Origin of the sequence: Paraburkholderia dilworthii (assembly GCF_000472525.1) — a bacterium.
Taxonomy (GTDB): Bacteria; Pseudomonadota; Gammaproteobacteria; order Burkholderiales; family Burkholderiaceae; genus Paraburkholderia; species Paraburkholderia dilworthii.
On sequence record NZ_AWZT01000011.1, the window covers coordinates 57,098 to 83,614 of the forward strand.

General features: G+C 63.2%; 27 protein-coding genes. 10 read left to right on the forward strand and 17 right to left on the reverse strand.

What is annotated here, in order from left to right; genetic code table 11:
• Positions 1-15 precede the first annotated feature (15 nt).
• Complete coding sequence (locus tag F759_RS0112445; RefSeq protein ID WP_027800151.1) at positions 16-438, reverse strand: OsmC family protein; 423 nt, start codon at positions 436-438, stop codon at positions 16-18.
• A 628-nt stretch (positions 439-1,066) separates the two neighbouring features.
• Here F759_RS0112445 and rplM point away from each other — a divergent pair.
• The 3 genes from rplM to erpA all read left to right on the forward strand — a co-directional run bounded on the left by rplM (position 1,067) and on the right by erpA (position 2,541).
• Positions 1,067-1,495 carry a 50S ribosomal protein L13 gene (gene rplM / locus F759_RS0112450; RefSeq protein ID WP_020069304.1) on the forward strand — a complete coding sequence of 143 codons (429 nt, stop codon included), beginning with the start codon at positions 1,067-1,069 and terminating at the stop codon, positions 1,493-1,495.
• A gap of 11 nt (positions 1,496-1,506) precedes the next feature.
• Entirely contained in the window at positions 1,507-1,899 is a 393-nt protein-coding gene (rpsI, locus tag F759_RS0112455; RefSeq protein WP_011489810.1) for a 30S ribosomal protein S9, read from the forward strand.
• A gap of 276 nt (positions 1,900-2,175) precedes the next feature.
• A complete protein-coding gene (erpA, locus tag F759_RS0112460) occupies positions 2,176-2,541 on the forward strand; it encodes an iron-sulfur cluster insertion protein ErpA (RefSeq protein ID WP_007180424.1) in 366 nt (121 codons plus the stop codon).
• Positions 2,542-2,667: 126 nt separating this feature from the next.
• Here the strand turns inward: erpA and F759_RS0112465 are convergent, their stop codons facing one another.
• Positions 2,668-3,798, reverse strand: a complete 1,131-nt coding sequence (locus tag F759_RS0112465) for an anhydro-N-acetylmuramic acid kinase (protein WP_027800152.1) — start codon at positions 3,796-3,798, stop codon at positions 2,668-2,670.
• Between the two features lie 227 nt (positions 3,799-4,025).
• On the opposite strand from F759_RS0112465, the gene tyrS reads away from it, so the two are divergent.
• From tyrS to F759_RS0112480, 3 genes are all read left to right on the forward strand, one after another.
• Complete coding sequence (gene tyrS / locus F759_RS0112470) at positions 4,026-5,276, forward strand: tyrosine--tRNA ligase (protein ID WP_027800153.1); 1,251 nt, start codon at positions 4,026-4,028, stop codon at positions 5,274-5,276.
• A gap of 43 nt (positions 5,277-5,319) precedes the next feature.
• Positions 5,320-5,778, forward strand: a complete 459-nt coding sequence (dtd, locus tag F759_RS0112475) for a D-aminoacyl-tRNA deacylase (RefSeq protein ID WP_027800154.1) — start codon at positions 5,320-5,322, stop codon at positions 5,776-5,778.
• A gap of 65 nt (positions 5,779-5,843) precedes the next feature.
• The gene (locus F759_RS0112480) at positions 5,844-6,515 is read left to right on the forward strand and encodes a histidine phosphatase family protein (protein WP_027800155.1); all 672 of its coding nucleotides are present in this window, start codon (positions 5,844-5,846) and stop codon (positions 6,513-6,515) included.
• Positions 6,516-6,732: 217 nt separating this feature from the next.
• Here the strand turns inward: F759_RS0112480 and ruvB are convergent, their stop codons facing one another.
• From ruvB to ruvC, 3 genes are all read right to left on the reverse strand, one after another.
• Complete coding sequence (gene ruvB / locus F759_RS0112485) at positions 6,733-7,809, reverse strand: Holliday junction branch migration DNA helicase RuvB (protein ID WP_027800156.1); 1,077 nt, start codon at positions 7,807-7,809, stop codon at positions 6,733-6,735.
• Positions 7,810-8,013: 204 nt separating this feature from the next.
• Positions 8,014-8,595, reverse strand: a complete 582-nt coding sequence (ruvA, locus tag F759_RS0112490; RefSeq protein WP_027800157.1) for a Holliday junction branch migration protein RuvA — start codon at positions 8,593-8,595, stop codon at positions 8,014-8,016.
• A 113-nt stretch (positions 8,596-8,708) separates the two neighbouring features.
• Positions 8,709-9,251: a crossover junction endodeoxyribonuclease RuvC gene (gene ruvC, locus F759_RS0112495; RefSeq protein ID WP_027800158.1), complete on the reverse strand. Its 543-nt coding sequence runs from the start codon at positions 9,249-9,251 to the stop codon at positions 8,709-8,711.
• 128 nt (positions 9,252-9,379) lie between these two features.
• On the opposite strand from ruvC, the gene F759_RS0112500 reads away from it, so the two are divergent.
• On the forward strand, positions 9,380-9,619 hold the full coding sequence (locus tag F759_RS0112500) for a hypothetical protein (RefSeq protein WP_027800159.1): 240 nt from the start codon (positions 9,380-9,382) through the stop codon (positions 9,617-9,619).
• 129 nt (positions 9,620-9,748) lie between these two features.
• On the opposite strand, the gene purH is transcribed toward F759_RS0112500, so the two are convergent.
• The 5 genes from purH to F759_RS0112525 form a co-directional block, all read right to left on the reverse strand.
• Positions 9,749-11,314, reverse strand: coding sequence for a bifunctional phosphoribosylaminoimidazolecarboxamide formyltransferase/IMP cyclohydrolase (gene purH, locus F759_RS0112505; RefSeq protein ID WP_027800160.1), 1,566 nt, complete (start codon positions 11,312-11,314; stop codon positions 9,749-9,751).
• A 65-nt stretch (positions 11,315-11,379) separates the two neighbouring features.
• Positions 11,380-11,613 (reverse strand): Fis family transcriptional regulator, encoded by a 234-nt coding sequence (locus tag F759_RS0112510; RefSeq protein WP_008919619.1) that lies wholly within the window; start codon positions 11,611-11,613, stop codon positions 11,380-11,382.
• On the reverse strand, positions 11,610-12,680 hold the full coding sequence (dusB, locus tag F759_RS0112515) for a tRNA dihydrouridine synthase DusB (RefSeq protein ID WP_027800161.1): 1,071 nt from the start codon (positions 12,678-12,680) through the stop codon (positions 11,610-11,612). The genes F759_RS0112510 and dusB overlap by 4 nt, the downstream gene beginning before the upstream one ends.
• A gap of 326 nt (positions 12,681-13,006) precedes the next feature.
• Positions 13,007-14,380 carry a UbiH/UbiF/VisC/COQ6 family ubiquinone biosynthesis hydroxylase gene (locus F759_RS0112520; RefSeq protein ID WP_027800162.1) on the reverse strand — a complete coding sequence of 458 codons (1,374 nt, stop codon included), beginning with the start codon at positions 14,378-14,380 and terminating at the stop codon, positions 13,007-13,009.
• Positions 14,381-14,386: 6 nt separating this feature from the next.
• Positions 14,387-15,793 carry an aminopeptidase P N-terminal domain-containing protein gene (locus F759_RS0112525; RefSeq protein ID WP_027800163.1) on the reverse strand — a complete coding sequence of 469 codons (1,407 nt, stop codon included), beginning with the start codon at positions 15,791-15,793 and terminating at the stop codon, positions 14,387-14,389.
• A gap of 224 nt (positions 15,794-16,017) precedes the next feature.
• Between F759_RS0112525 and F759_RS0112530 the strand changes: the two genes are divergently transcribed.
• Together F759_RS0112530 and loiP are read left to right on the forward strand one after the other, a co-directional pair.
• Positions 16,018-16,632: a glutathione S-transferase C-terminal domain-containing protein gene (locus tag F759_RS0112530; RefSeq protein WP_027800164.1), complete on the forward strand. Its 615-nt coding sequence runs from the start codon at positions 16,018-16,020 to the stop codon at positions 16,630-16,632.
• 260 nt (positions 16,633-16,892) lie between these two features.
• Positions 16,893-17,651: a metalloprotease LoiP gene (gene loiP / locus F759_RS0112535; protein ID WP_027800165.1), complete on the forward strand. Its 759-nt coding sequence runs from the start codon at positions 16,893-16,895 to the stop codon at positions 17,649-17,651.
• Positions 17,652-17,734: 83 nt separating this feature from the next.
• Here the strand turns inward: loiP and lnt are convergent, their stop codons facing one another.
• From lnt to F759_RS37620, 7 genes are all read right to left on the reverse strand, one after another.
• The gene (gene lnt / locus F759_RS0112540) at positions 17,735-19,468 is read right to left on the reverse strand and encodes an apolipoprotein N-acyltransferase (RefSeq protein WP_027800166.1); all 1,734 of its coding nucleotides are present in this window, start codon (positions 19,466-19,468) and stop codon (positions 17,735-17,737) included.
• Positions 19,469-19,567: 99 nt separating this feature from the next.
• On the reverse strand, positions 19,568-20,461 hold the full coding sequence (locus F759_RS0112545; protein WP_027800167.1) for an HlyC/CorC family transporter: 894 nt from the start codon (positions 20,459-20,461) through the stop codon (positions 19,568-19,570).
• A gap of 295 nt (positions 20,462-20,756) precedes the next feature.
• A complete protein-coding gene (locus F759_RS0112550; RefSeq protein ID WP_027800168.1) occupies positions 20,757-21,470 on the reverse strand; it encodes a gamma-glutamylcyclotransferase in 714 nt (237 codons plus the stop codon).
• Between the two features lie 19 nt (positions 21,471-21,489).
• On the reverse strand, positions 21,490-21,951 hold the full coding sequence (gene ybeY, locus F759_RS0112555; protein ID WP_027800169.1) for an rRNA maturation RNase YbeY: 462 nt from the start codon (positions 21,949-21,951) through the stop codon (positions 21,490-21,492).
• Between the two features lie 211 nt (positions 21,952-22,162).
• Entirely contained in the window at positions 22,163-23,242 is a 1,080-nt protein-coding gene (locus F759_RS0112560; protein ID WP_027800170.1) for a PhoH family protein, read from the reverse strand.
• 116 nt (positions 23,243-23,358) lie between these two features.
• Positions 23,359-24,744 (reverse strand): tRNA (N6-isopentenyl adenosine(37)-C2)-methylthiotransferase MiaB, encoded by a 1,386-nt coding sequence (miaB, locus tag F759_RS0112565; protein ID WP_027800171.1) that lies wholly within the window; start codon positions 24,742-24,744, stop codon positions 23,359-23,361.
• Between the two features lie 254 nt (positions 24,745-24,998).
• Positions 24,999-25,997, reverse strand: coding sequence for a LysR family transcriptional regulator (locus F759_RS37620; RefSeq protein ID WP_244438815.1), 999 nt, complete (start codon positions 25,995-25,997; stop codon positions 24,999-25,001).
• 120 nt (positions 25,998-26,117) lie between these two features.
• Between F759_RS37620 and F759_RS0112575 the strand changes: the two genes are divergently transcribed.
• Positions 26,118-26,516: a VOC family protein gene (locus F759_RS0112575; RefSeq protein WP_027800172.1), complete on the forward strand. Its 399-nt coding sequence runs from the start codon at positions 26,118-26,120 to the stop codon at positions 26,514-26,516.
• Position 26,517 lies beyond the last annotated feature (1 nt).

The following is a 26,517-nucleotide window of genomic DNA, read 5'->3' on the forward strand; positions in this document are numbered from 1 at the left end:
CGTCGAACCATGCGCTCATTTCGCTACGATATCGAACGAGTGCGTCAGTTCGGCTGTTTTCGCGATCATGATCGAAGCCGAGCAATATTTGTCGTGCGACAGGTTGATCGCGCGCTCCACGGTGGCCGGGTTCAGATTCTTGCCGGTCACGGTGAAGTGAAAGTGAATCTTGGTGAACACTTTCGGATCTTCGCTGGCGCGCTCGGCTTTCAGCGTCACGGAGCAGCCGGCAATTTCCTGGCGGCTTTTCTTCAGGATCATCACGACGTCGTAGGCGGTGCAGCCGCCCGTGCCGAGCAAAACCATTTCCATCGGACGCGGCGCGAGATTACGGCCGCCGCCTTCGGGCGCGCCATCCATCGCGACCAGATGGCCGCTGCCCGTCTCGGCCGCAAACGCCATCCCGTCTTGCCCCATCCAGCTTACTTTGCATTCCATGCTGTGCTCCACCGCGCTTCGCTATGTCGAGACGGCATTGTAGCCCGGCGATCCGGTGTCCGCCCGAGGCGCCTCCCAGCCGGAATTATGCGAAACCGCGGGTTGCGTGTTGCAGCGCGGCATATTGCGGTTGATGGCGAAAGGACGGAACTTTTAGGGGTTTTGCTCTAGTCGCGCCAGCGGCGCCGTCACTAGAAGCGCGCCAGCGTTGATTCGTGACGTTAGCGCACAACCCTATCGCGTTCCGTCTGCAACTCGCATTATGAAACTGCATTTCACATTGCAAAGGTTCTTGCGTTGCACAAGGATGCTTCATATAATTGCGTCATCGGTTGCCGCAGTGCGCAACCTCCGCTGTCTCCTCCACCTCCTCCTTTGGTGGATTAAACCCGAACCACTTGTTCGGGTTTTTTTTCGCCCACGCCTTACGCGCTCCGAAGGCCGATTTTGAGCGGCCTTCAGCGTCAGTTCCGCACATTTTGACTTGACCTCGTAAATTCCTTTATAATTCAGGGCTTTTCCGCATTCGCGCCCGCGGAGGAAGAACAGGGAGAGCCTGCACGCGCCTCGATGCGCACACTACAAGCAGGAAAAACACATTGGGCGCAGCAATTTTTTTGGATCGATCATGAAGACGTTTTCCGCAAAAGCCCATGAGGTGACGCGCGAATGGTACGTGATTGACGCGACGGATAAGGTTCTCGGGCGTGTCGCCAGCGAAGTGGCACACCGTCTTCGCGGCAAGCACAAGCCTGAATTCACTCCCCACGTCGACACCGGTGATTTCATCATCGTTATCAACGCCGGCAAGCTGAAGGTCACGGGCAACAAGGCTACTGACAAGAAGTACTATCGCCACTCGGGCTACCCGGGCGGTATCTATGAAACGACGTTCGGCAAGATGCAGGAACGCTTCCCGGGCCGTGCGCTCGAGAAAGCGGTCAAGGGCATGCTGCCGAAGGGCCCGCTCGGCTACGCGATGATCAAGAAGCTGAAGGTCTACGCTGAAGCAACGCATCCGCATTCGGCGCAACAGCCGAAAGCGCTCGAGATCTAAGGGGAGCCCACATGATCGGTAACTGGAATTACGGCACGGGCCGCCGCAAGAGCGCCGTCGCACGTGTGTTCATCAAGGCAGGCAAGGGCGATATCGTTGTCAACGGCAAGCCCATCGCCGATTACTTCTCGCGCGAAACGTCGCTGATGATCGTGCGTCAGCCGCTGGAACTCACGAACCACGGCGTCACGTTCGACATCAAGGTCAACGTGACGGGTGGCGGTGAAACGGGTCAGGCCGGTGCGGTTCGCCACGGCATCACCCGCGCGCTGATGGACTACGACGCAACGTTGAAGCCGGAACTGTCGAAGGCTGGCTTTGTCACGCGTGACGCGCGTGAAGTCGAACGTAAGAAGGTCGGCTTCCACAAGGCACGTCGCAGGAAGCAATTCTCGAAGCGTTAATCGCTTTGGGTGCGAACCGGCTCTTGGGGCTGGAACGCAGCAAAAGCCGCCAACGCTGTCGCGAAGGCGGCTTTTTTTATGGCTGGCGGCGGCTGGTCGATGGTGACCCGACGAATCGGCCGCCACTGAAAGCCGCTTTGCACCAGGGGCGGCGCGACGGCGCGCGGGAGCCCGCGTCGAACGGGTTTGCTGTAAGAACCCATTGATTTTGTGGGCTTCGGCACGATATTGAGATCAGCCCTACAATAGCGGTTAGAAGCTTTCTGGAGAGTTCGAATGAACGCAGTCACCGATACACCCGTGACCGAGATGCCCGCCCCCTTCGTTTTTACCGACGCAGCGGCTGACAAGGTCAAGCAACTAATCGAAGAAGAAGGCAATGCGGACCTGAAACTGCGCGTTTTCGTGCAGGGCGGCGGCTGCTCGGGCTTCCAATACGGCTTTACGTTCGACGAAGCCGTCAACGAAGACGACACCGTCATGAACAAGAGCGGCGTGCAGCTGCTGATCGACTCTATGAGCTACCAGTATCTGGTCGGCGCTGAGATCGACTACAAGGACGACATCAACGGCGCGCAGTTTGTGATCAAGAACCCGAACGCGACTACGACCTGCGGTTGCGGTTCGTCATTCTCGGTCTGATAGCCGGGTAGAAGAAGCATTGCGAAGGAACGGGGCCTCGGCCCCGTCTTCTATTGCGTGCCCGAGCCGACGATACGCACGCGCACGCAACCAACGCGGCCCCCGCTCGCTCAATGACAGCGTGCGTCAACTCGGGTAAATCGCTCCCAGCACACGCTCGGCGCTCGCGCCGGTAACGGCCGGCAAATTACCCGGCAGACGCGCGACGCAGCGCATCGCGAGCCACGCGAACGCGAGCGGCTCGACCTGGCTCGGCGGCACGCCGAGTGCGTCGGTGGTCATCACGGGCACGCCGCTTACGCCGCTGTCTTCCAGCGCCTCCTGTAACGCCTTCAGAATCTCCGGATTGCGCGCGCCGCCGCCGCAGACGTACACCGCCCGTGCGTCCGACGCGTGCCGTTCGATCTCGCGTGCGACCGTCACCGCAGTCAGCGCGACGAGCGTCGCCTGCACGTCGGCCGGCGCGAGCCCGCCGAACGGCCGCAGTTTGGCGTCGAGCCACTCGGCGTTGAACAGGTCGCGGCCCGTGCTTTTGGGCGGCTGTTGCGCGAAGAAGGGTTCGTCGAGCAGCGCGTTCAGCAGCGACCGGTCCACTTGGCCGCCCGCCGCGAAATGCCCGTTCTCGTCGAACGGTTTGCCGAGATGGCGCTGCGCCCACTCGTCGAGAAGCGCGTTCGCCGGCCCGCAATCGAAGCCGCGCACGCTGCCGGTCGCACTCAGGATCGTGATGTTGCTGATGCCGCCAAGGTTGCACACCACGCGCGTTTCGTCTTTCGCGCCGAACACCGTCGCGTGAAACGCCGGTACGAGCGGCGCGCCCTGGCCGCCGGCCGCGACGTCGCGGCTGCGGAAGTCGGCGATCACGTCGATATGCATCATCTCGGCGAGCAGCGCGGGGTTGTTGATCTGCCGCGTATAGCCTTTCTCCGGCCGATGCCGCACCGTCTGTCCGTGCACGCCGATCGCGCGCACTTCCGCGGCGGACACGTGGCAGCCGCGCAGCAGTTCGTGACAGCACACGGTGTAGCGCGTGGCGAGCGCGTTGGCGGCCAGCGCTTCACGTTCGATCTCGTTGTCGCCCGGTTGTTGCAGCGCGAACAACGCCTCGCGCAAGCCCGCCGCAAAACCGACGAACGCCTCGGCCAGCACGACGGGCGGCTCCCCCTCGGCGAACCGGACGGCTACGCCGTCCACACCGTCCATGCTCGTGCCGGACATCAATCCAAAGTAGACGCCGTCTGCGAGGTCTTGCGCCACGTTGCTGCTCCTGATGATGGTTCGTTGCTCATTCATTGCCGCTTCTTTGCGAACGTTTTAGCAGATTATCGATGCAAGCGCGCTCGAATATGAAGTAGGGCGCGGTCCGCGGCACACCGCGTCGCGTGAAAATCCTGCACGCGCGGCGCGCTCCCGGCCCTGTCGGTGGGCGTGGCGGCACGCATCTATGGGACAATCTACTTTTTTCGCGACTTCAAGTTTCCAGCATGAGCACCGAGTCCACCAAGCCTAACGCCGCCTCCGCCTTTCCGATCACTGACGAAGTCCGTCACGCGCTCGCCGTCACGAAGCGGGGCGTCGACGAATTGCTGATCGAAGAAGAGTTCGCTCAAAAACTCGCGAAGAGCCAGGCGACCGGCACACCCCTGCGTATCAAGCTCGGGCTCGATCCGACCGCGCCCGACATCCATATCGGCCATACGGTCGTGCTGAACAAGATGCGTCAGTTGCAGGACCTCGGTCACACGGTGATTTTCCTGATCGGCGATTTCACTTCGCTGATCGGCGACCCGTCGGGCCGCAATGCCACGCGCCCGCCGCTCACCCGCGAGCAGATCGAATCGAACGCGAAGACGTATTTCGAACAGGCCGCGCTCGTGCTCGACCGCGACAAGACGGAAATCCGCTACAACAGCGAATGGTCGATGCCGCTCGGCGCCGACGGCATGATCAAGCTCGCCTCGCGTTACACGGTGGCTCGGATTCTCGAGCGCGAGGATTTCACCAGGCGTTTCCAGAGCGGCGTGCCGATTTCGATCCACGAATTCCTATACCCGCTGATGCAGGGTTACGACTCGGTCGCGCTGAACGCCGACCTCGAACTGGGCGGCACGGATCAGAAGTTCAACCTGCTGGTCGGTCGCGAACTGCAAAAGCAATACGGCCAGGAGCAGCAGTGCATCCTGACCATGCCGCTGCTCGAAGGGCTCGACGGCGTCGAGAAGATGTCGAAGTCGAAGAACAATTACATCGGTATCAGCGAAAAGCCGACAGACATGTTCGGCAAGCTGATGAGCATTTCCGACACGCTGATGTGGCGTTACTTCGAACTGCTGTCGTTCCGTCCGATGGATGAAATCGCAGGCTTCAAAAAAGAGATTGAAGCCGGTCGCAATCCGCGTGATTTCAAGGTCATGCTGGGCCAGGAAATCGTCGCGCGTTTTCATTCGCCAGCCGACGCCGAGCGGGCGCTCGAAGACTTCAACCATCGCGCGAAGGGCGGCGTGCCGGACGACATCCCGGCGGTCACGCTCGCCGGCGCGCCGCTTGCCATCGGCCAGTTGCTCAAGCAGGCGAACCTCGTCCCGTCGACGAGCGAAGCATTGCGCAATATCGAACAGGGCGGCGTGAAGATCGACGGTGCGACGGTGTCCGACAAGGGCCTGAAGGTCGAGCCGGGCGAGTATGTCGTGCAGGTCGGCAAGCGCCGCTTTGCGCGCGTCACGCTCACTGCCTGAGTGCACGTGCGATGAACCGGGTCTCGCACTCAGAGCCTGCCCGATGATCGCGCTGATCCAGCGCGTGCGGCGCGCCGAAGTGCGCGTGGCGGACCGCGTGACGGGCGCAATCGACGCCGGCCTGCTTGCACTCGTGTGCGCCGAGCGTGGCGACACCGAAGCCGCGGCCGAGCGGCTGCTCGCCAAGGTGCTCGGCTACCGCGTGTTCAGCGACGCCGCGGGCAAAATGAACCTTTCTGTGCAGAACCTGGACGGCACCGGGCGCGCGGGCGGTCTGCTGCTGGTTTCGCAGTTCACGTTAGCCGCGGACACCAACAGCGGCTTGCGTCCGAGCTTCACGCCGGCCGCGCCGCCAGATGAAGGCAAGCGTCTGTTCGAATACTTTGTTTCGGCGGCGCGCGCGAAACATCCTGTCGTCGAGACGGGCGAATTCGGCGCCGACATGCAAGTGTCGCTCGTCAACGACGGGCCGGTCACGTTCTGGCTGCAGACTCACGCCTGAGTGTCGCGCAGTTCTTGCGACAATAGCCGTTCGGCACAACCGGCGAACAGCGCCCACTGAATCCCATGACCACGCAGATTCTGTTTATCCGGCACGGCGAGACCGACTGGAACCGCATCAAACGCATTCAAGGGCACATCGACATTCCGCTCGCGGCGGTAGGGGTTGCGCAGGCGCAAAGCCTCGCACGGCGCATCGCCGATCAAGTGAAGCACGGTGCGCGGCTCGACGCGATCTATTCGAGCGACCTGCAACGCGCGCGGCAAACCGCGCAACCCGTCGCGGATGCGCTCGGTTTGCCGGTGCATCTGAGCGAAGCTTTGCGCGAGCGCTCATACGGAGCGTTCCAGGGCCACGACAGTGATGAAATCGCCGCGCGTTTTCCCGACGAATACGCGCACTGGCAAACTCGCGACCCCGGCTTCGCGCCGCCCGAAGGTGAGTCGCAGCGCGCGTTCTACCATCGCGTGCTGCACGCGATTGAACCGCTCGTCGCCGCGCATCCCGGTGGGCGAATCGCTTGCGTCGCACATGGCGGCGTGCTCGACTGCGTGCGCCGCTTCGCATGCGGTTTGCCGCTCAATGCACCGCGCGACTATGCGCTGCTGAATACGAGCGTCAATATTGTCGACTTCGAGAACGGTCGTGCGACGGTTGTGTCGTGGGGCGACGTATCACATCTCGACGCGCCGAGCGCCGACGACAATTTGAAGAAAGTCCCCGAACCGAGTCGTTAATCACTCGCGCCACGCATCAATCGAAGTTGCGCCGCGCCCGTGACGCCGCGCCGCTCAACGAAATTGGGCTCACGCGGCAGCAACCCGCCGACGCGCCATTTCGATACGCCGTCCACCCGACGCCCATCTGATTACTGGGGCGCCGAGGCGCACGTCAAGCCGCCCAACCGCCCGGCGAATCGCCGCTTGCGGTCTGTGAGCCACGCTCACATCCGGCTCAGGTCGCAGCCGAATCCCACAAGCCAGGTAGAGTGCTCGATGCGTCCGGCGCCGCGAGTCCGAAGTGCCGGTACGTCAGCAGCGTGGCGACGCGGCCGCGCGGCGTGCGTTGCAAAAAGCCTTGCTGTATCAGATACGGCTCGAGCACATCTTCGATCGTGTCGCGTTCTTCGCCGATGGCTGCCGCGAGATTGTCGACACCGACCGGTCCGCCGTCGAACTTATGCAGGATCGCTTCCAGCAGCTTGCGGTCCATCAGGTCGAAGCCGACCGCGTCGACGTCGAGCATTCTGAGCGCTGCATCGGCTACTTGAGCGGTGATGTTGCCGTCGGCCTTCACTTCGGCGAAATCGCGCACGCGCCGCAGCAGCCGGTTGGCGATACGCGGCGTGCCGCGCGCGCGCTTGGCGATTTCAAACGCGCCGTCCGGATGAATCTGTGCGTTGAGCAGCGAGGCCGAGCGTGTGACGATGCGCGCCAGTTCCTCGGCGTTGTAAAACTCCAGCCGTGCAACGATGCCGAAGCGATCGCGCAGCGGATTGGTGAGCATGCCCGCGCGGGTGGTCGCGCCGACCAGCGTGAACGGCTGCAAGTCCAGCTTGACGCTGCGCGCGGCCGGCCCTTCGCCGATCATGATGTCGATCTGATAGTCCTCCAACGCGGGGTACAGAATTTCTTCGACGACCGGCGAGAGCCGATGGATTTCGTCGATGAACAAGACGTCGTTGGCTTCGAGATTGGTGAGCAACGCGGCGAGGTCGCCGGCGCGCTCCAGCACCGGCCCCGAGGTTTGCCGCAGATTCACGCCCATTTCGCGCGCGATGATGTGCGCGAGCGTGGTTTTGCCCAAGCCGGGCGGCCCGAACAGCAACACGTGGTCGAGCGATTCAGAGCGACGCTTGGCGGCCTCGATAAAGATTTCCAACTGGCCGCGCACTTTTTCCTGCCCGACATATTCTTCGAGCTGGCGCGGGCGCAACGCGCGCTCGAACGCTTCTTCGTTCGGCGAGACGGGCGTGGCCGCAATGATGCGCTCGGCGGCGAGTTTGTCGGCGAATTTGTCGGTTTCGATCATGCGGTCATTGTACCGCGCGAGGACGGTCGGGAAACCCGGCCGAACGGCCGAGGCGCTCGGCGCTTTGGGCACCTTGCTCGCGAGCCCGGGCGTCATCCTGCGGCCAAGGTGAAGCGTCGCCCAACCGATTTCGCGACACTAAAATGCGTCGCGGCATGTCTCGGGCTCTGTCGAGTTGTACCGCACACCAGCCGGGATTCTGCTTCAAGCCTTGGACAACGCCTTCAACGCCAGTTTGATGCCTTCTGAAACACCCGTGCCGGCCGGTACATTCTTGATCGCAGCCAACGCTTCTTTTTCCGAGTAGCCCAACGCGAGCAGCGCATTCAGGATGTCGGACGCATGGTCCGATGCCGACGCCGCGCCGGCCATCGCGCCCAGGTCCGCGCCGAGCTTGCCCTTCAGTTCGAGCAGCAGCCTTTCGGCCGTCTTTTTGCCGATGCCCGGCACGCGCGTGAGGCGCGCCGCGTCCTGCATCGTGACCGTTTGCGAAAGCTCGTGCACGCTCATGCCCGACAGCACAGCCAGTGCCATGCGCGCGCCGATGCCGGAGATCTTCAACAACTCGCGGAAAGTGGAACGTTCCTCGGCGCTGCCGAAACCATAGAGCAGATGTGCGTCTTCACGCACGATCATCTGCGTGAGCAGCACCACGCGTTCGCCGGTCGACGGCAAGTTGTAGAACGTGCTCATCGGCACGTCGACTTCGTAGCCGACGCCGTTGCAGTCGACGAGCAGATGCGGCGGGTTTTTTTCCAGCAGAACGCCGGCAATGCGACCGATCATGGCGAATTCAAACTTGAGGGAAAGGGCGAGTGTAGCGCAGCGCGTGCGTGCCGCTTGAGGCCAGCCATCGCATCAAGCGAAAAAAGCATCGTGCGGCGAGCAGCACGGAAAAATTATCCAATCAGACGTCCGCGCCTCACGCGCAGTCCTTTTTTTGCAAGCGATGGGGCGATGCCGCCCAGCGTGCTCAATGTCGTACCGCCATGCGCGTGACAGATCGCCATGCCGAGTGCGTCGGCGGCGTCGGTGCTCGGCACGCCCGAAAGATTGAGCAGGCGCACCACCATCTGCTGCATCTGCTCTTTCGTCGCACGGCCATAACCGACCACGGCCTGCTTCAATTGCAAGGCCGTGTATTCAGCGACCGGCACGCCGCCCGCCACTAGTCCGCAAATGGCCGCGCCGCGCGCCTGGCCGAGCAGCAACGTGGATTGTGGATTGACGTTGACGAACACCTTTTCGATCGCCGATTGATCCGGCGAGTGCTGGCGAATCAGCGTCGAGATGCCCTCGAAAATGGTACCGAGCCGCGACGGCAAATCGGCGTCCGCGGTCTTGATGATGCCGCTCGCGACATAGCTGAGTGTATGACCGCTTTGGTCGATCACGCCGAAGCCGGTCACGCGCAAGCCGGGGTCGATGCCGAGAATTCTCATGAAGTGCCGCACATGCGGTTAAAACCAGGTGCCTGCGATACTACAACACACATGGCGCATGACGGCTCGCATGTTACGAGGCAGGCGGAATAAAAACTGCTGCGGCTGACGGAAGGAGGTGACCGCACATGCAGCGCTATGGAAACAGAAGCGGGAAATCCGGCGTCGTGGCTTACGAAATCAGCGATAACTTCGTCGCCGCTCGCTTCAACTCGGGTACGACTTACTGGTATTCGAAGAAGAGCGTCGGTGTGAAACATGTCGCTGAACTCAAGCGACTCGCGAAGCAAGGCGAGGGCCTTGGCACCTACATCAGCCAGCACCCGGAAGTGAGAGACGGCTACGAGCGCAAGGATCCCCCCGACTGACGACTGACGACTGACGCGCGGCGTCGCCGGGCATCCGAAAACAAAACGGCCCGGCGGAAAATTCCACCGGGCCGTTCGATCGTCTCTTACTGCATACGGCGCAACAACACGCCGCTCGTCAAACCGCAATCAATGCCGGAAGTGACGCACACCGGTCAACACCATCGCGATGTTGTGCTCGTCCGCGGCGCTAACCACTTCGTCGTCGCGCATCGAGCCGCCCGGTTGAATCACGCAGGTCGCGCCCGCTGCCACGACCACGTCCAGGCCGTCGCGGAACGGGAAGAACGCGTCCGACGCGACCGCCGAACCGGTCAGCGTCAAACCGGCGTTCTGCGCCTTGATGCTCGCGATGCGCGCCGAGTCCACGCGGCTCATCTGGCCGGCGCCGACGCCGAGCGTCATGCCGTTGCCGCAGAACACGATCGCGTTCGACTTCACGTACTTCGCCACGCGCCATGCGAAGAGCAGGTCGTCCATTTCCTTCGGCGTCGGATGACGCTTCGTGACCACGCGCAATTCCCGCGGCTGCACGTTCTTCGAATCGAGCGATTGAACCAGCAGGCCGCCGCCCACGCGCTTCAGATCGAACGCGTTATGGCCTTCGCCCAGTGCGATTTCAAGCAAGCGTACATTCTGCTTCGCCGCGAAAACCTGGCGCGCTTCGGCACTGAACGACGGCGCGATCAGCACTTCGACAAACTGCTTCGCCACCGCTTGCGCCGCCGTGTCATCCACCTCGCGATTGAATGCAATGATGCCGCCAAACGCCGACGTCGGATCGGTCTGGAACGCCTTCGAGTACGCTTCGTTCGCGTCGGCGCCCACCGCCACGCCGCACGGATTCGCGTGCTTGACGATCACGCACGCCGGCACGTCGAAGGTCTTCACGCATTCCCAAGCCGCGTCGGAATCCGCGATGTTGTTGTACGAGAGTTCCTTGCCCTGCAACTGGTTGTAGTTCGCGAGCGCGCCAGCCGGCACCGACAGGTCGCGATAGAACGCGGCGCTCTGATGCGGGTTCTCGCCGTAGCGCAGATCCTGCACCTTGTTAAAGGCCAGGTTGAACGTTGCCGGATAGGCGTTGCGCGACGAGTGTTGCAGTTCGTCGGTGAGGCTCGTCAGATAGTTCGTGATCGCGCCGTCGTACTGCGCGGTGTGCGCGAACACCTTGGTCGCTAGACGGAAATTCGTCTTGTACGACACCGCATTGCTGTTCGCGCGCATTTCATCGAGCACGACTGCGTAGTCAGCCGGGTCGACCACCACCGTCACGTCGCGATGATTCTTCGCAGCCGAGCGCAGCATGGTTGGGCCGCCAATGTCGATGTTCTCGATTGCGTCTTCCAGCGAGCACTCTTCTTTCGACACGGTCTGCACGAACGGGTACAGATTCACGACCAGCAGGTCGATGGTCGGAATGTCGTGCTTCTCGAGTGCCGCCATGTGTTCCGGCAGGTCGCGGCGCGCGAGAATGCCGCCGTGCACCTTCGGATGCAGCGTTTTCACGCGCCCGTCCAGCATTTCCGGGAAGCCCGTGTAATCGGCGACTTCAGTGACGGAGAGGCCGGCGTCCGCGAGCAGTTTCGCGGTGCCGCCGGTCGACAGGATCTTGACGCCGAGGTCCGACAGCGACTTGGCGAAGTCGACGATGCCGGACTTGTCGGAAACGGAGATGAGCGCTTGCTTGATCATGATGAAGACGAAAAGCCGAAGGGAAACGTGGCAGGGCGCGAAAAACTACAACGAGCTACAAACGGCTACAACAGACCATGCTGTTGCAGTTTCTTGCGCAGCGTATTGCGGTTGATGCCGAGATACTCGGCGGCCAGCGACTGATTGCCGCCAGCCTGCTCGAGCACCACTTCGAGCAGGGGTTTTTCCACGCACGAAATCACCATGTCGTAGACGTCGTGCGGATTGGAGCCGTCGAGATCCTGGAAATACACGTCCAGGCTGTCGCGGACAGATTGTTCGATATTGTTCTTGCTCATGCTGCTAGTCGGTCGGTGTGGTCCTCGCCCTCGGGCCCGGGGTTGCCAACTGCTTCGTCGACGTAGACGAGGCGGTCGGAGATCGCCTTTTGTGCGTCGAAGAATTCGTTGACGGCGAGAAGTTGTTCGCGCGTGGTGTCCAGCGTATTCATGCGATGCCGGAACACGTTGGCGCCGGAAAGGCCGCGAGTGTACCAGCCGATGTGCTTGCGCGCAGTGCGAACGCCCGTAAATTCGCCGTAGAACGCGTAGTGATCTTCGAGATGCTCGTTCATCACCTGCTGGATTTCGTCGATGCGCGGCGGCGCCAGCAACTCGCCCGTTTGCAGGAAATGCTCGATCTCGCGGAACAGCCACGGACGCCCCTGCGCCGCGCGGCCGATCATGATGGCGTCGGCGCCCGTGACGGCGAGCACGTGGCGCGCTTTTTCCGGCGACGTTATGTCGCCGTTGGCAACCACCGGAATACGCACGGCCGCCTTCACCGCGGCGATGGTTTCGTATTCGGCATCGCCGTGATACAGGTCGGCGCGCGTGCGACCGTGCACGGTCAGCATCGAAATACCGGCCGCTTCGGCGAGACGCGCGACGTTCAGCGCATTCTTATTTTCACGATCCCAGCCGGTGCGGATTTTCAGCGTGACGGGCACTGCGTCCGGACCGATGCCTACCGCGCCCACCACCGCCTCGACAATGCGCTGCACGAGCGGCTCGTTCTGCAATAGAGCCGACCCCGCCGCCACGTTGCACACCTTCTTGGCCGGACAGCCCATGTTGATGTCGATGATCTGTGCGCCGTTCGCCACGTTGTAGCGGGCGGCTTCGGCCATCATGGCCGGATCGGCACCGGCGATCTGCACGGCGATCGGCTCGACTTCGCCCGTGTGATTCGCGCGGCGCATGGTCTTCTCGCTTTTCCACAACTGTGCGTTCGACGCGACCATTTCCGACACCGCATAGCCCGCGCCCAGCCGCTTGCACAACTGCCGGAACGGACGGTCGGTCACGCCCGCCATTGGCGCGACGAACAGGTTATTACGCAGATTGTGCGAACCGAGAGTGGGCATGACGTGGACGCGCGCGGGGCCGATTGCACAGTGTTGTCAATCGGAGCGTTCGCGAAGTGCGAGGGAAAACCGCTATTTTAGCGTTAACAGATGGCCTGCATCGGACGGTCGGGCGTCGTAAGCCGTTAAATCTTCTATGAAAGTGGCTCGCGTCATCGGGTTCTGGCGGCTCGGGCAACGGCTTTCAGCGCTGCGAAAACTGGACGAAAGCCGGGCCGAACGTAGACGATAAAGCGAGCCGAGCCGAGCCGAGCCGAGCCGAGCCGAGCCGAGCCGAAACCGAGACGCGACGCGTACTTCGCACCCCGCCGAGGCGCACGGCGCACTCAGCGGCGTTGTCCGAACATCATCTGACGCGCGAGCGCGGTTTTCACCGGCGGCACCAGTTCGAGGGCGGTCAGCGCGAGGCCGCGCATGATCGCGAGCGGCGCAAAGTCGACGGTGAAGAGGCGCGCGAGCATGTCGGTCGCGCCAATCGTCATGCGCCGGTCAAGCGCGCGGCGCTGCGCGAAACTCGCCAGCGCGAGCGGCGTCGGGCCTTCCGCCGACAACGCGTCGGCTAGCGCATGCGCGTCGCGCAAGCCGAGATTGAGCCCTTGGCCCGCGACCGGATGCAGCGTTTGCGCCGCATTGCCGATTGCGACGACGTGGCCCTTCACGATTGTATCGACGGCGTTCAGGCCTAGCGGGAACGACGCGCGCCCCTTGATCTGCGTGAAGCGTCCCATGCGGCCGCCAAAAGCGGTGCCGAGTTCGCGAAGGAAATCGTCGTCGGAAAGTTGCGCACGGCGCGCGGCTTCGTCTGGCGAGCAGCACCAGACAAGCGCGTAGTCGGCGCCGCGCACGCCGCCCATCGGCAGCAAGGCGATCGGACCGTCCCGCGTGAAGCGTTCCCATGCGACATGCGGTTGGGGCGCCGACACAGTTACCGTGCCGACCAGCGCTGTCTGTCCGTAGTCGCGCGTGCCGTGTTTGTCTGAGCGTTTGCCGGGTTGCAAGCCGGCGTCGTTCGGCGCGGATGCCCGCGTGTAGGTTCCGGCCTCGCGCTCGGCGTCTTTTTCGGCGCCGGTGTCAGCGCTTTCACGGACCGCGGCAGTCGCGCGGCTTGTTCCACCGCTGCGTCCGCTGCCGTGCGAACCTTTTTGATCGCCGAACAGACCGCCCTCCGCATTCACCAGAACCCGCGTACGCAACCGGCGCGTGACGCCCGCGGTTTCGATCGGCAGCGTGACGCCGTCGTTTTCCTGGACGGGTGCGGCAGCCGACGTCGAGCGGAACCAGTGCACCGGCGTCGCGTGCACCGCTTCGGCGAGGCCGTGCACGATCGATCCGTAGCGCAGAACGTAGCCGAGCGCCGGCAGGCCGTGCTCGCCGTGGTCGATCAGCGTGCGGCCGAAGTGACCGCGCTGCGACACGTGGATGCGCTGGATCGCGGTGGCGTCCGCGGGCCAGCGCAGCGGTTCGAGGATCATGCGGCTGCCGTGCGAAACGGCGATCGCGCGCGGATCGGCAATCGAATCTTCGGGCTCGCGGGCGTCGACGAGGCCGATTTTGAGCGCGCGCGTCGCGCTGCGGCGCGCCAGCCAGCCCGCGAGCGCGAGCCCCACCGGCCCGGCGCCCACGATCGTCACATCGAAATCGAATGGCTGATCGGACGCAGCAGGCTTCAGAATCACCGTCGACGGGGAAACATCGTTCATTGCGGGTTACTTCCTTGTTTCATGAGCCGCGCGGGCGTCCTGCATCAGCGCCTCGATCTCGTCGGCGGCGACCGGCACGTCGCGCGTCATCAGTTCGCAGCCGGCCGGAGTGACGATGGCGTCGTCCTCGATCCGGATGCCGATGTTCCAGTACTGCTCGGGCACGCCTTCGGCCGGGCGGATGTACAAGCCGGGCTCGATGGTCAGCGTCATCGAAGCCTGCAACGTGCGCCACGGCAGCGCGCCCGCTTCGTCGCGCGGCGCACCGCGCTCGCGGTAGTCGCCGACATCGTGCACGTCCATGCCGAGCCAGTGGCCGGTGCGATGCATATAGAACGGCGCGTAAGCGCGCTCGGCGATCACGTCGTCGACGGAAGCCAACTTCTTGCGATCGACGATGCCGGTGTCCAGCAAGCCTTGCGACAGCACGCGGACCGCTGCCTGATGCGGATCGTCGAAGCTGGCGCCGACCCGCGTTGCATCGACGGCTGCCTGCTGCGCGGCCAGCACGATGTCGTATAGCTCGCGCTGCGCCGGCGTGAAGCGGCCACTCGCGGGGAACGTACGCGTGATGTCGGACGCGTAGCCGTCCAACTCGCAGGCTGCGTCGATCAAAATCAGGTCGCCTTCTTGCGCAATCGCGCTACCGGCCGGGTAGTGCAGCACGCAGGCGTTGGCGCCCGCCGCCACGATCGACGTATAGGCGGGCGCCTGCGCGCCGAATTTGCGGAATGCGTAAAGCAGCTCCGCTTCCAGTTCGTACTCGCGCACGCCAGGGCGGCACGCCGCCATTGCACGGCGGTGCGCTTGCGCGGAGATTTGCCCGGCGCGGCGCATGATCGCGAGTTCGTGGTCGTCCTTGATGAGCCGCATGTCGTCGAGGAGCGGTATTAGATCGCGCGCGGCCGTGGGCGCCGCGATGCCGCTGCGGCCTTGCGCGCGCACGGCGTCGAGCCAGCCGCGGACCTGGCCGTCGAGTTTCTCCGACGCGCCGAGCGCGTAGTGCAGCGACGGCTTGTCGGCGAGGAGCCGCGGCAGGTGCGCGTCGATCTCGCCGAACGGAAATGCGGCGTCGAATCCGAACGCGACGCGCGCGCCGTCCGGCCCGAAACGGAAGCCTTCCCACGTCTCGCGTTCGATGTTTTTCTCGCGGCAGAAGAGGATCGACGCCGGTTCGCCCGGTGCGGCGCTGGCGTCGAGCACGAGCAGCGCCTCGGGCTCGGTGAAGCCGGTCAGATAGTAGAAGTAGCTGTCGTGCCGGTACGGATAATCGGCGTCCCGGTTGCGCAGCGCTTCGGGCGCGGTCGGCACGATGGCGACGCCGGCGCCCGCTGCGCGCAGCGCGGCGAGTACGCGCTCGCGGCGCGTGCGGTAGACGTCGATGGCGATGGTGGGTTCGGTCGGCTGGTTCATCGTGCGATTGTAGCGCCCAATGCGCGGACTCATTTTGCGCCGACGCCGGCACCGGACGACTGGCGCGTTGGCCGTTCGGCGGGCTAGACGGCGCTCACGCGACGCGGCAATGTTGCAATCCATCCACAGCGAGTGTGCGAGCGGCGCGCGAAGAGCGCACGCGCCGCTCGCGCACGCCGCCAAGCACTTATACTTTCGCCGGATTCAGAAAAAGGCAGATGGCAATGATGAAACTCATCGGTTCGCTCGCCAGCCCGTTCGTGCGCAAAGCGCGCATCGTGCTGGCCGACAAGAAGATCGACTACGAGCTGGTGCCCGAGAATGTCTGGGCGTCGGATACCCGCATCCATACCTTCAATCCGCTCGGCAAGGTGCCGTGCCTCCTCATGGAAGACGGCGAAGCGGTGTTCGACTCGCGCGTAATCTGCGAATACGTGGACACGCTGTCGCCGGTCGGCAAGCTGATTCCGCAATCCGGGCGCGAGCGCATCGAGGTGCGTTGCTGGGAAGCGCTCGCCGACGGCCTGCTGGACGCGGCAGTGCTGATCCGCCTCGAAAGTACGCAGCGCACGCCGGAGCAACGGGTCGACGCGTGGGTGGCGCGGCAGCAGCGGAAGATCGACGAAGCGCTCGTCGCCATGTCGCAAGGCCTGGGCAGCAAGCCGTGGTGCGCGGGCAATCATTACACGCTCGCCGACATCGCCGTGGGTTGCGCGTTGGGCTATCTGGACTTCCGCATGCCGGAGTTGAATTGGCGCGAGTCGCATCCGAATCTGGACAAGCATTTTCAGAAGCTTTCGCTGCGTCAGTCGTTTATTGATACTGTGCCGGCTAACTGACTGAATGGGTGAAGCAGAGTTTGCCCGCGATTAACGCAGGTTTCAAAATTGCGTTAATCACCCTTTCATGGTCATGAATTAAAGCTTTCGTTTCTGGTAAAAAGGCGCCTCTCGTCAGGCGCTTTTTTTTGGTCTGCCGCGTGGGCAATGGTCTTGCAGTCATATATTCGGCGTGTTTTAGCGCCGAAAGCGGCCATTGCGAAAAGGCAGCGCCTTTTGGGCGCCGCCAGAACGAATAACATCACAAAGAGACTTTCCCGATGAAACCGTATCGCTTTGCTATTGCCGCTTCCGCCTGCTCGCTGTTTGCCGCGTGCTCCAGTGTCAGCAATCTGGATCCGTCCGCGCTGATTCAGTCTGGCCAGTTGGCGACGCAAGCCGCCACGCTCTCGGATGCCGACGTGCGCGCGTTGACCGACAAATCGTGCGTGCAACTCGACAGCGAAAACGCGATTGCGCCGGCCAACGGCAAATATCAGAAACGCCTGAACAAGATTGCCGCGCAACTGGGCGACAACATCAACGGTACGCCGGTGACTTACAAGGTGTACGTGACCAAGGACGTCAATGCATGGGCGATGGCCAACGGCTGCGTGCGCGTCTACAGCGGTTTGATGGACATGATGAACGACGGCGAAGTGCGCGGCGTGGTCGGCCATGAAATGGGCCACGTGGCCCTTGGCCATACGAAAAAAGCGATGCAGGTTGCGTATGCGACGTCGGCGGCGCGTTCAGTGGCTTCTTCCGCGGGCGGCATTGCGGGCGCGCTGTCCGGCTCGCAATTGGGCGAGTTCTCGGAAAAGCTGATTAACGCGCAATTCTCGCAAACGCAGGAAAGCGCGGCCGACGATTATTCGTTCGATTTGCAGAAAAAGAAGAATCTCGACCCGTCGGGTCTTGTTATGGCGTTCAACAAACTCGCGCAAATGGATGGCGGAAAATCGAGTATGTTGAGTTCGCACCCGGCGTCGCCGGCACGCGCGCAGCATATTCAGCAGCGCATTGCGTCGAATCAGTAATGCGTGCGTGGTTCACCGGTAACGCTTGAGTGGTTGGATAAACGCGCGCTTGCGGCCACGCCGCAGCGCGCGTTTTTTATTGATTATTCGCCGCCGTTTGCGGATTTACCGTTTTTCCGGCGCGCAATGCCTGGCCCAAATGCAAAGCCGAAAGCCAGCAGCAGTAACGAAACGGCGAGCACCGTGTTATTGCCGCTCGTCACATACGGCGTGCGGCCGGCCGTCCCTTGCACGGTGACGTCGAGCGAACCGATCGTGTAGGGCGTGAGCCGTCCGAGCACTTTGCCGTTCGCGTCGATCGCGGCCGTCATGCCGGTGTTGGTCGCGCGCAGCATCGGCCGGCCGGTTTCGAGCGAGCGCATGCGCGCTATCTGCAAGTGCTGGTCGAGCGCGATGGTGTCGCCGAACCACGCAAGATTAGTCGAGTTGATCAGCACGCCTGCCGGTGTATCGCTCTCACGGATGGTCCGCGCGATTTCTTCGCCGAAAATATCTTCGTAGCAGATGTCGACCGCTACCGGCTGATTATGGACGACGAACGGCTTCTGCACCGGCCCGCCTCGCGCGAAATCGCCAAGCGGAATGTTCATCAGGTTGACGAACCAGCGGAAGCCCCACGGCACGAACTCGCCAAAGGGCACGAGATGATGCTTGTCGTAGCGATAGATGTCGCGTGTGCCCGGCGTCACGCCGAACAGGCTGTTCGTATAGTCGACCACGCGGCCCTCAGGCGTGACGGAGCCGCCGATTGCGCCGAACAGGATCGCACTGCCCGTCGAATCCGCAAAGCTGCGTACCGCAGACGCAAACGGCGCCGGTAGTTGCTGCGCGAGCACGGGAATGGCGGTCTCCGGCGTGACGATCAGGTCGGCGGGTTTGGACGTAATCATCTGCTGATACTGATCGATGGCGGCGCGCATGCCCGCTTCCTCGAATTTCATTTCCTGTTTGACGTCGCCTTGCAAGAGGCGCACGGTCAGCGGCGCGTTGGCGGGCACCGTCCACTTCACGAGCGGCAGCAGCAGGCCGGCCGCGATTAGCGCCAGTGCGACGGCCGCCGGCGCCGCGATCCGTGCCGTGCCGCCGCGGGTATTTTCGCCGCTGGCCGCAGCTTCGCGAGACTCCCGCGAACGACGCAGCAGAGCGAGCAGTGCCTGCACGATCAACGCCGCTGCGAGCGCGAGCACCCAGCCGACGCCGTACACGCCCGCGAGTGGCGCGAATCCGGCAAACGGGCCGTCGACTTGCGCATAGCCGCTCGCGAGCCACGGAAAGCCGGTGAACACCGTGCCGCGCAACCATTCGCCGATCGCCCACGCGCTAGCGAAAGCGAGTGCCCCATGCCACGTCGGCGAGAACGGCGTACCGGTGTCGGACGTACCGGTCTGCGACCTGCCATTGCTTGCGTGACCGGCGCAGAACGACCAGACGCCCGCTGCCAAAGCCGGGTACAGCGCGAGATAAAGCGAAAACAGTACGAGCGCTGTGCCGGCGAGCGGTGCGGGCATGCCGCCAAAAAAATGCATGCTGACGTACAACCACCAGACGCCGCTCATGAAGTTGCCGAAGCCAAATGCGCCGCCAGTCAGCGCGGCGCTTTTCCAGCCGGTGGTGCGCGTCAACCAGCCGAAGAAGAACACGAAGATCGCGAGTTCCAGCCAGCCGCCGTGCGGCGTGGGTGCGAACGACAGCGTATTGGCCGCGCCCGCCGCCAGCGCGACGAGGTAATGCCAACGAGGAAGCGAGCGCACGCGTGTCGGCTGCGCGGTGGATGCGCTCACGCCGTGACGGGAGCGGGAAGTAATCGGGTCGGCCATTGTTGCGCGGTCGGCGTGAGGAGTGGCAGGNGGAAAAGTCAGCGTGCGGACAGGGCGGTGGCGCGCCGCAGCATGCCGGGCGTGAGACAGCCTGGCCGCTCAGGTCTGCACGTGTTGCGCTTCGCGCTCGCGCTGACCGGCAAGCGGATCGCGCCGCACCAGTAGCATGTGAACCTGGCGGGCGTCGCCGCGCAGAATTTCGAAGATCAGATCGTCGATGCGAACCTTCTCGCCGCGATGCGGCACGCGGCCAAAATGATGCGTGACAAGCCCGCCGATCGTATCCACTTCTTCGTCCGAGTAGTGAGTGCCGAACGCTTCGTTGAACTGCTCGATCTCGGTCAGCGCGCGCACGCGGAAGCGCCCGTCCGGGGAAGCGATGATGTTGCCGCTTTCCTCGTCGAAATCGTATTCGTCTTCAATGTCGCCGACGATCTGTTCCAGCACGTCCTCGATCGTGATCAGACCGGCCACGCCGCCGTATTCGTCGACCACCACCGCGAGGTGATTGCGATTCACGCGGAAGTCGTGCAACAGCACGTTCAGACGCTTCGATTCAGGGATGAAAACGGCGGGGCGCAGCATGCCGCGCACGTCGAACTCTTCTTCGGCGTAGTAGCGCAGCAGGTCTTTCGCCAGTAGCACGCCGATGACGTTGTCGCGATTGCCCTCGTAGACCGGATAGCGCGAGTGCGCTTTTTCCAGCACATACGGGATGAATTCGGCGGGATTGTCCGCGATGTTGATCGCGTCCATTTGCGCGCGCGGCACCATGATGTCGCGTGCGCTCAGTTCGGTGACCTGGAATACGCCTTCGATCATCGATAGCGAGTCGGCGTCGATCAGGTTGCGCTCGTGCGCGTCCTGCAGAATTTCCAGAAGTTCGGAGCGCGAGTCGGGCTCGGGCGAGATGAAATCGGTCAGACGCTCGAGTAGCGAGCGTTTTTCCTGCGGTTTGTCGGTGTGACGTCGACTGGGATACGTGTCGTTCATGGTAGTGCGCCCGGCAAGACTGGGCGCGCTGTTGCAGAGCATTAAGGATACACCAGGCACATGGCAGGACCGTGTCCCGCCGGGCCGGGCGATGAATGAAACCGGCTGGCAACGGTGCGCCGCAAGGCGCGGGCCGTGGGTCAATCGTAACTGATTACGCGCTGAAAAGCGTTTCGGAGAAAAAAACGGTGGCGCGACGCGTGGGCGGGCGGCGGTTTTGCTCCAGCTTTACTCCGCTTCTTACCTTGACCTGTTGCTTCGCGTGCTTGCATTTGCTTGCTGACCGGTGGAGCGCTTATTCGCCAGCTTGCGGCTGAAAACGCAGTTCAGCGCCAGCAGAACCGGGCTCGCTATTCGCGGCTTGGCAGCGCTCAAGCAGCGCTTCGAGCGCCCGGTCCGGCATGCCGCTTTCGCGCAGCGCGTGAACCGTGCGGCTCACGTACTCGAGCGTCGTCCCATAGCGGCCACTCGCGCAGCCGAACACCGTTTTGACGACCTCGTCGCCGAGCTTGCCGGTGTAGCTCGGCACGTCGCGGCGCATCACGAACGCCAGTGCGTCAACGCGCCGGCCGTCGGCGAGCACGCAGGGCAACCACGCGGGCCGGTAGGAACCCATCGCCATTTCGCGGCGCCATAGTGCTTCCAGATGCGGCATCGCACCTTGCGCCGTGAGACGAAACGCAATGCCGGAGCAGGAGCCGCCGCGATCCAGCGCGAGCACGAGCCCCGGCTGTTCCGGCGTGCCCCGGTTCACGCGTGACCAGAGATACAGCCCGCGGTGATAACCATGCACCTTCGAGCGCGTCGCTTCGACGGTAGGCAGCCCTGGATTCCAGATCAGCGAACCATAGCCGAAAAGCCACAAGTCGCTCTGCCGATTCCAGTCACGCAGCGTGCATTCGAGCGACGCGCGCAACTCATCGTCCGTCAGCAGTCGCGACTCGCCGAGCGTCGGCGGATAGTCCGGGCAGGGCGTTCGGGCGTCGGCGTCAGAGGGAATTGAGCTCACGGTTCGGTCCGGACGGCGGTTAGCGGTAAGGGTCGGGAAAACCGAGCTTGCCGAGAATCTCGGTTTCGATCGTTTCCATTTCCTCGGCTTCCTGCTCGACTTCGTGGTCGTATCCCTGCGCGTGGAGTGTGCCGTGCACGAGCAGATGCGCGTAATGCGCGAGGAGCGGCTTGCCCTGTTCGGCGGCTTCTTTCTCGACGACCGGGCAGCACAAGATCAGATCGCCCGTCACCGGATCGTCCTCCGATTCCGCGTACGCGAAGGTCAGCACATTCGTCGAATAGTCCTTGCCGCGATAGGTGCGGTTAAGCGTGCGGCCTTCTTCGGCGTCGACGAAACGCACGGTCAGCTCGCCGTCGGCAAAAAGCGCGGCCTTGATCCAGCTAGCGACGGTGGCGCGCGGCAGCAGCACCTTGTGCTCCGGCCACGCCTTGGCTGCGGGGAATTGCAGATTCAACGTTAGTTTCGGGGCGCGGCTCATGCTGGCTGGGATTGGTGGGCGAAGTGAGGCGCAAGGCGATGTGCGGAGTGACGCGCAAGCCGGCGGGCGGAACACCGCGCGCAACCCCGAGCGCACTGCCACGCCACGCAGCCCGCAAAACACTGCGCGAGGGGCGGCCCGGGGTGCGGCGCGGAACGTAGCCAGCCGGGAGGCGGCGCATTCAGCGGATTGTCGCGTGCATCGAGCCGCATTAACGCGAATCCGCCGGGCTGGCGGTTTTCTGCGAATGCGCATCGTACGCTTCCACAATCCGCGCGACGAGCGGATGGCGCACTACGTCGGCGCTAGTGAAACGCGTGAGCGCAATGCCGCGCACGTCGGACAGAACCTGCTGCGCTTCGATGAGCCCGCTCTTGTGGCCGCGCGGCAAGTCGACCTGCGTCGTGTCACCGGTCACCACGGCCTTCGAGCCGAAGCCGATCCGCGTGAGGAACATTTTCATCTGCTCGGGCGTGGTGTTCTGCGCCTCGTCGAGAATGATGAACGCGTGATTCAGCGTGCGGCCGCGCATGTATGCGAGCGGCGCGATTTCGATCATCTGCCGCTCGAACATCTTCGCGGTTTTGTCGAAGCCGAGCAGATCGTAGAGCGCGTCGTAGAGCGGACGCAGATACGGATCGACCTTCTGCGCGAGGTCGCCCGGCAGGAAGCCGAGACGCTCGCCGGCTTCGACGGCCGGCCGCGTCAGCACGATGCGCTTGACCTGATCGCGCTCCAGCGCGTCCACCGCGCAGGCGACCGCGAGATAGGTCTTGCCCGTGCCGGCTGGACCCACGCCGAACGTAACGTCGTGCGAGACGATCTGCTTCAGATACTCCCGCTGCGCCGGCGTGCGGCCGCGCAGATCGGCGCGCCGCGTGTACAGCTTCGGGCCGAGCTCTTCGAGGTCGTCTTCGCCGCTGTCGGCGGGCTGGTCGAACGGATGGTCGGGGTTGCCGGGAAAACCCGGCTCGCCGGCTTCGTCGTCGTTGCCATTGCCGTTGCCGTTAGTGCGATGCCGCGCCGGGTGGCGCACTTCGACGAGCGCGAGCTGAATGTCGTCCACCGACAGCGGATCGCGCGCATTGTTGTAGAAGTTTTCGAGCGCGGTAAGCGCAAGCTTCGCGCCGCGCCCGCGAATCGTGATGCGGTGTCCGCGGCGTTGCAGCGTCACGTCGAGCGCCTGCTCGATTTGCCGCAGGTTTTCGTCGAGCGGTCCGCAGAGATTGGCGAGCCGCGCGTTGTCGTCGCGCGGAGCGGTAAATTCCAGGTGCGGCTGAGTGGTTTTCAAGGCGGTGAGTCGATCCTGTCGGTTTCAGTACGCGGGTGGCGTCGGGTGGCGTCAGACGGTGCATCGGGCGCTGCATCGCGCGGCGGGGCCGCGCCGTTGGTTCAGTCGTCAGTCGGTCAATGCGTGATGGCGCCCGCACCGCCCTCTGCATTGTCGTGCACCAGCACGAGTTCCCCACGCAGCGAATGTGGGTACGCTTTGACAATTTTCACGTCGACCATCTGACCGGTCAGCCGCGCATGCGAAGCCACCGGCGCCGGGAAGTTCACCACGCGGTTGTTCTCCGTGCGGCCCGCGAGTTCGTTCGGGTCTTTTCGCGCCGGGCGTTCGACCAGAATGCGCTCCACCTTGCCGACCATCGAATCGCTGATCCGCTGCACGTTCTCTTCGATAGTAGCTTGCAGGTGTTGCAGGCGCTTCAGCTTCACTTCGCGCGGCGTGTCGTCATGCAGGTTCGCAGCCGGCGTGCCAGGACGCGGGCTGTAGATAAACGAGAAGCTGGTGTCGTACTTCATCTCGTGCACGAGCGCCATCATCTTGTCGAAATCTTCTTCCGTCTCGCCGGGAAAGCCGACGATCATGTCGGTGGAAAGTGACAGATCCGGGCGAATGGTGCGCAGCTTGCGGATCACGGACTTGTATTCGAGCACGGTGTAGCCGCGCTTCATCGCCATCAGAATGCGGTCGGAACCGTGCTGCACGGGCAGATGCAAGTGGCTCACGAGCTTCGGCACCTTCGCGTACGTGTCGATCAGGCGCTGCGTGAATTCCTTCGGATGCGATGTGGTGTAGCGAATCCGTTCGATGCCCGGAATATCGGCGACGTATTCGATCAGCGTTGCGAAATCTGCGATCTCCGACGAACCGAGCGTGAGCGCGCCGCGATAGGCGTTCACGTTCTGGCCGAGCAGCGTGACTTCGCGCACGCCCTGGTCGGCGAGGCCGGCGATTTCGGTCAGCACGTCGTCGAGCGGACGCGACACTTCTTCGCCGCGCGTGTACGGCACCACGCAATAGCTGCAGTACTTGCTGCACCCTTCCATGATCGACACGAAAGCGCTCGGACCGTCGACGCGAGCCGGCGGCAAATGGTCGAACTTTTCGATTTCCGGGAACGAGATATCGACTTGCGCGCGGCCGCTTTCGCGGCGCTTGTCGATCATTTGCGGCAGACGGTGCAGCGTTTGCGGCCCGAACACCAGATCGACGTACGGCGCGCGCGCGACGATCGCCGCGCCTTCCTGGCTCGCCACGCAGCCACCGACGCCGATGATCAGATCCGGATTCGCCTCTTTCAGCTCGCGTACGCGGCCGAGGTCGGAGAAGACTTTCTCCTGGGCTTTCTCGCGCACCGAGCAGGTGTTGAACAGAATGACGTCCGCGTCTTCGGGCGTGTCCGTCTTGATGAGCCCTTCAGCCGCACCGAGTACGTCGACCATTTTGTCGGAGTCGTACTCGTTCATCTGGCAGCCAAAGGTCTTTACGTAAACTTTCTTGGTCATCGAGTTTCGCCGGTCGCAGTGGTTAATCTGGGGGCGTCGTATTAGGGGTCAAGGAGATGTGAAAACGTGCGATAAGCCCGCGGAAAAGGCGCTTTTGGCGGAGCGCGCGGCCCGAATGGCCGCTTGCCGCGCACGTTTGCAGCTAGCGCAATATTATAGCCCTTCGTCCCATGCGGCTTCCGAGCCTCGCTTTCCGGCATGCTTGTCGATGTGCTTTCCGGCGCGCTTTTCGAGTCTGCTTGTTAACACGCTTCCTAGTCCGCTTTCACGCCCGCTTCGGCGCGCGACGGATGCGGCGGCTCAAGCTGCTGCGGGTGTGAATCCGGCGGCAATCCCAGCAAGCTTTCCAACTCATCCGACACCCGCGCGAAGCGCTCGCTCAAGAAGTCCAGCAGCACGCGCACGCGCGGCGCCATAAAACGATTGCGGTGGTAAAGCGCATGCAACGGCGCATCGGGATAGCGCCATTCCGGCAACAGGATTTTCAGGCCGTCGGCGCGCAAATCCGCTTCGACGTCCCACATCGACTTGATCACGATGCCATAGCCGCGCAGCGCCCATTCGCGGGCGACGGCACCGTCGTTGGTCTCGCGCGCCGTTTCAAGGGAGACGGTGTACTGCTGCACCTCGTCGCCGCGTGTGAAGCGCCATTCGTTGACCGGGCCCGAGCCGGTGTTGAGCACGATGCAATCGAAGTTCGCCAGATCGCGCGGGTCTTTCGGCTCCCCTTTGCGTGCGATGTATTCCGGCGACGCGCATAGCACGCGCCGGTTCGGCGCCAGTTTGCGCGCGACGAGCGAACTGTCCTGCGGCACGCCGAAGCGGATCGCGAGGTCGATGTCCTCCTGCACGAGGTTTGACAGCGAGTCCGATAGCGTCAGCGCGAACGTGACCTCGGGGTAAAGCGCGTTGAATTCGTCGAGCCAGTGCATCAGCAGATTGCGGCCGAAGTCCGACGTCGCCGACACCCGCACCTTGCCGCGCACCACGCCTTGGCCGGCTTGCAGCGCGGCTTTGGCGTCGTCGAGCGACTGCAGCGCCTGGCGGCAGCAGTTCAGATACAGGCGCCCCTCGTCGGTGAGCCGCAACTGGCGAGTCGTGCGCTCGAACAGCCGTGCTTTCAGGCCCGCTTCGAGTTTCGCGAGGCGCGCGCTCGCTGCGGCCGGCGTGAGCCCCATTTTGCGGCCCGCGGCGGAAAGGCTGCCGTGCTGCGCCGCTTCCACGAAGAGACGAATGTCGCCGAGGTTATCCATAGCTAGCTTCAAATGGCATTTGAAAATGCTTCAAATGCTACGCCAATTATCAAATTGGCGCTCCGCCGCCACAATGCATTTCCCTTGGAACCGATGCGGCGCAGTCAGCCGGCTGAAACCATGCAACTCGATCACGCGACTATCGTCACCGCCGATCTCGAAACCGCGCGGCGTTTCTTCGTCGATGTGGCCGGCTTGACGCAAGGCGCGCGGCCGCCGTTTTCCGTCGACGGTTACTGGCTATATGCGCACGGGCGCCCGGTCGTCCATCTCGTCGAGGCCACCGCGCCCGGGCCATCGCAAAAAGCCGCGCCACGAATCGATCACATTGCGTTCCGTCTGGAAAGCGCCGCCGAGTGGCAGGCGCTGCTCGCGCGCCTGCACACGACCGGCGTCGACTATCAGACCGCGCAAGTACCGCCGATGGGCCCGCAACAAGCCGCCATGCAGGTTTTCGTGGCGCTGGCGCCGGGTGTCGTCGTCGAGTTCGTGACGGCGCTGCATCACGCTCAACCGTAAA

What these genes read in the sequence shown, in the direction of transcription:
- ruvC (WP_027800158.1), bottom strand. Translation starts at nt 9,251, where the DNA reads ATGAGAATTCTCGGCATCGACCCCGGCTTGCGCGTGACCGGCTTCGGC.
- F759_RS0112500 (WP_027800159.1), top strand. Translation starts at nt 9,380, where the DNA reads ATGCAGCGCTATGGAAACAGAAGCGGGAAATCCGGCGTCGTGGCTTAC.
- ruvA (WP_027800157.1), bottom strand. Translation starts at nt 8,595, where the DNA reads ATGATCGGTCGCATTGCCGGCGTTCTGCTGGAAAAAAACCCGCCGCAT.
- F759_RS0112445 (WP_027800151.1), bottom strand. Translation starts at nt 438, where the DNA reads ATGGAATGCAAAGTAAGCTGGATGGGGCAAGACGGGATGGCGTTTGCG.
- purH (WP_027800160.1), bottom strand. Translation starts at nt 11,314, where the DNA reads ATGATCAAGCAAGCGCTCATCTCCGTTTCCGACAAGTCCGGCATCGTC.
- erpA (WP_007180424.1), top strand. Translation starts at nt 2,176, where the DNA reads ATGAACGCAGTCACCGATACACCCGTGACCGAGATGCCCGCCCCCTTC.
- F759_RS0112520 (WP_027800162.1), bottom strand. Translation starts at nt 14,380, where the DNA reads ATGAACGATGTTTCCCCGTCGACGGTGATTCTGAAGCCTGCTGCGTCC.
- rplM (WP_020069304.1), top strand. Translation starts at nt 1,067, where the DNA reads ATGAAGACGTTTTCCGCAAAAGCCCATGAGGTGACGCGCGAATGGTAC.
- lnt (WP_027800166.1), bottom strand. Translation starts at nt 19,468, where the DNA reads ATGGCCGACCCGATTACTTCCCGCTCCCGTCACGGCGTGAGCGCATCC.
- dtd (WP_027800154.1), top strand. Translation starts at nt 5,320, where the DNA reads ATGATCGCGCTGATCCAGCGCGTGCGGCGCGCCGAAGTGCGCGTGGCG.
- loiP (WP_027800165.1), top strand. Translation starts at nt 16,893, where the DNA reads ATGAAACCGTATCGCTTTGCTATTGCCGCTTCCGCCTGCTCGCTGTTT.
- F759_RS0112530 (WP_027800164.1), top strand. Translation starts at nt 16,018, where the DNA reads ATGATGAAACTCATCGGTTCGCTCGCCAGCCCGTTCGTGCGCAAAGCG.
- F759_RS0112545 (WP_027800167.1), bottom strand. Translation starts at nt 20,461, where the DNA reads ATGAACGACACGTATCCCAGTCGACGTCACACCGACAAACCGCAGGAA.
- tyrS (WP_027800153.1), top strand. Translation starts at nt 4,026, where the DNA reads ATGAGCACCGAGTCCACCAAGCCTAACGCCGCCTCCGCCTTTCCGATC.
- F759_RS0112575 (WP_027800172.1), top strand. Translation starts at nt 26,118, where the DNA reads ATGCAACTCGATCACGCGACTATCGTCACCGCCGATCTCGAAACCGCG.
- miaB (WP_027800171.1), bottom strand. Translation starts at nt 24,744, where the DNA reads ATGACCAAGAAAGTTTACGTAAAGACCTTTGGCTGCCAGATGAACGAG.
- F759_RS37620 (WP_244438815.1), bottom strand. Translation starts at nt 25,997, where the DNA reads ATGGATAACCTCGGCGACATTCGTCTCTTCGTGGAAGCGGCGCAGCAC.
- ybeY (WP_027800169.1), bottom strand. Translation starts at nt 21,951, where the DNA reads ATGAGCCGCGCCCCGAAACTAACGTTGAATCTGCAATTCCCCGCAGCC.
- F759_RS0112525 (WP_027800163.1), bottom strand. Translation starts at nt 15,793, where the DNA reads ATGAACCAGCCGACCGAACCCACCATCGCCATCGACGTCTACCGCACG.
- F759_RS0112510 (WP_008919619.1), bottom strand. Translation starts at nt 11,613, where the DNA reads ATGAGCAAGAACAATATCGAACAATCTGTCCGCGACAGCCTGGACGTG.
- rpsI (WP_011489810.1), top strand. Translation starts at nt 1,507, where the DNA reads ATGATCGGTAACTGGAATTACGGCACGGGCCGCCGCAAGAGCGCCGTC.
- F759_RS0112480 (WP_027800155.1), top strand. Translation starts at nt 5,844, where the DNA reads ATGACCACGCAGATTCTGTTTATCCGGCACGGCGAGACCGACTGGAAC.
- dusB (WP_027800161.1), bottom strand. Translation starts at nt 12,680, where the DNA reads ATGCCCACTCTCGGTTCGCACAATCTGCGTAATAACCTGTTCGTCGCG.
- ruvB (WP_027800156.1), bottom strand. Translation starts at nt 7,809, where the DNA reads ATGATCGAAACCGACAAATTCGCCGACAAACTCGCCGCCGAGCGCATC.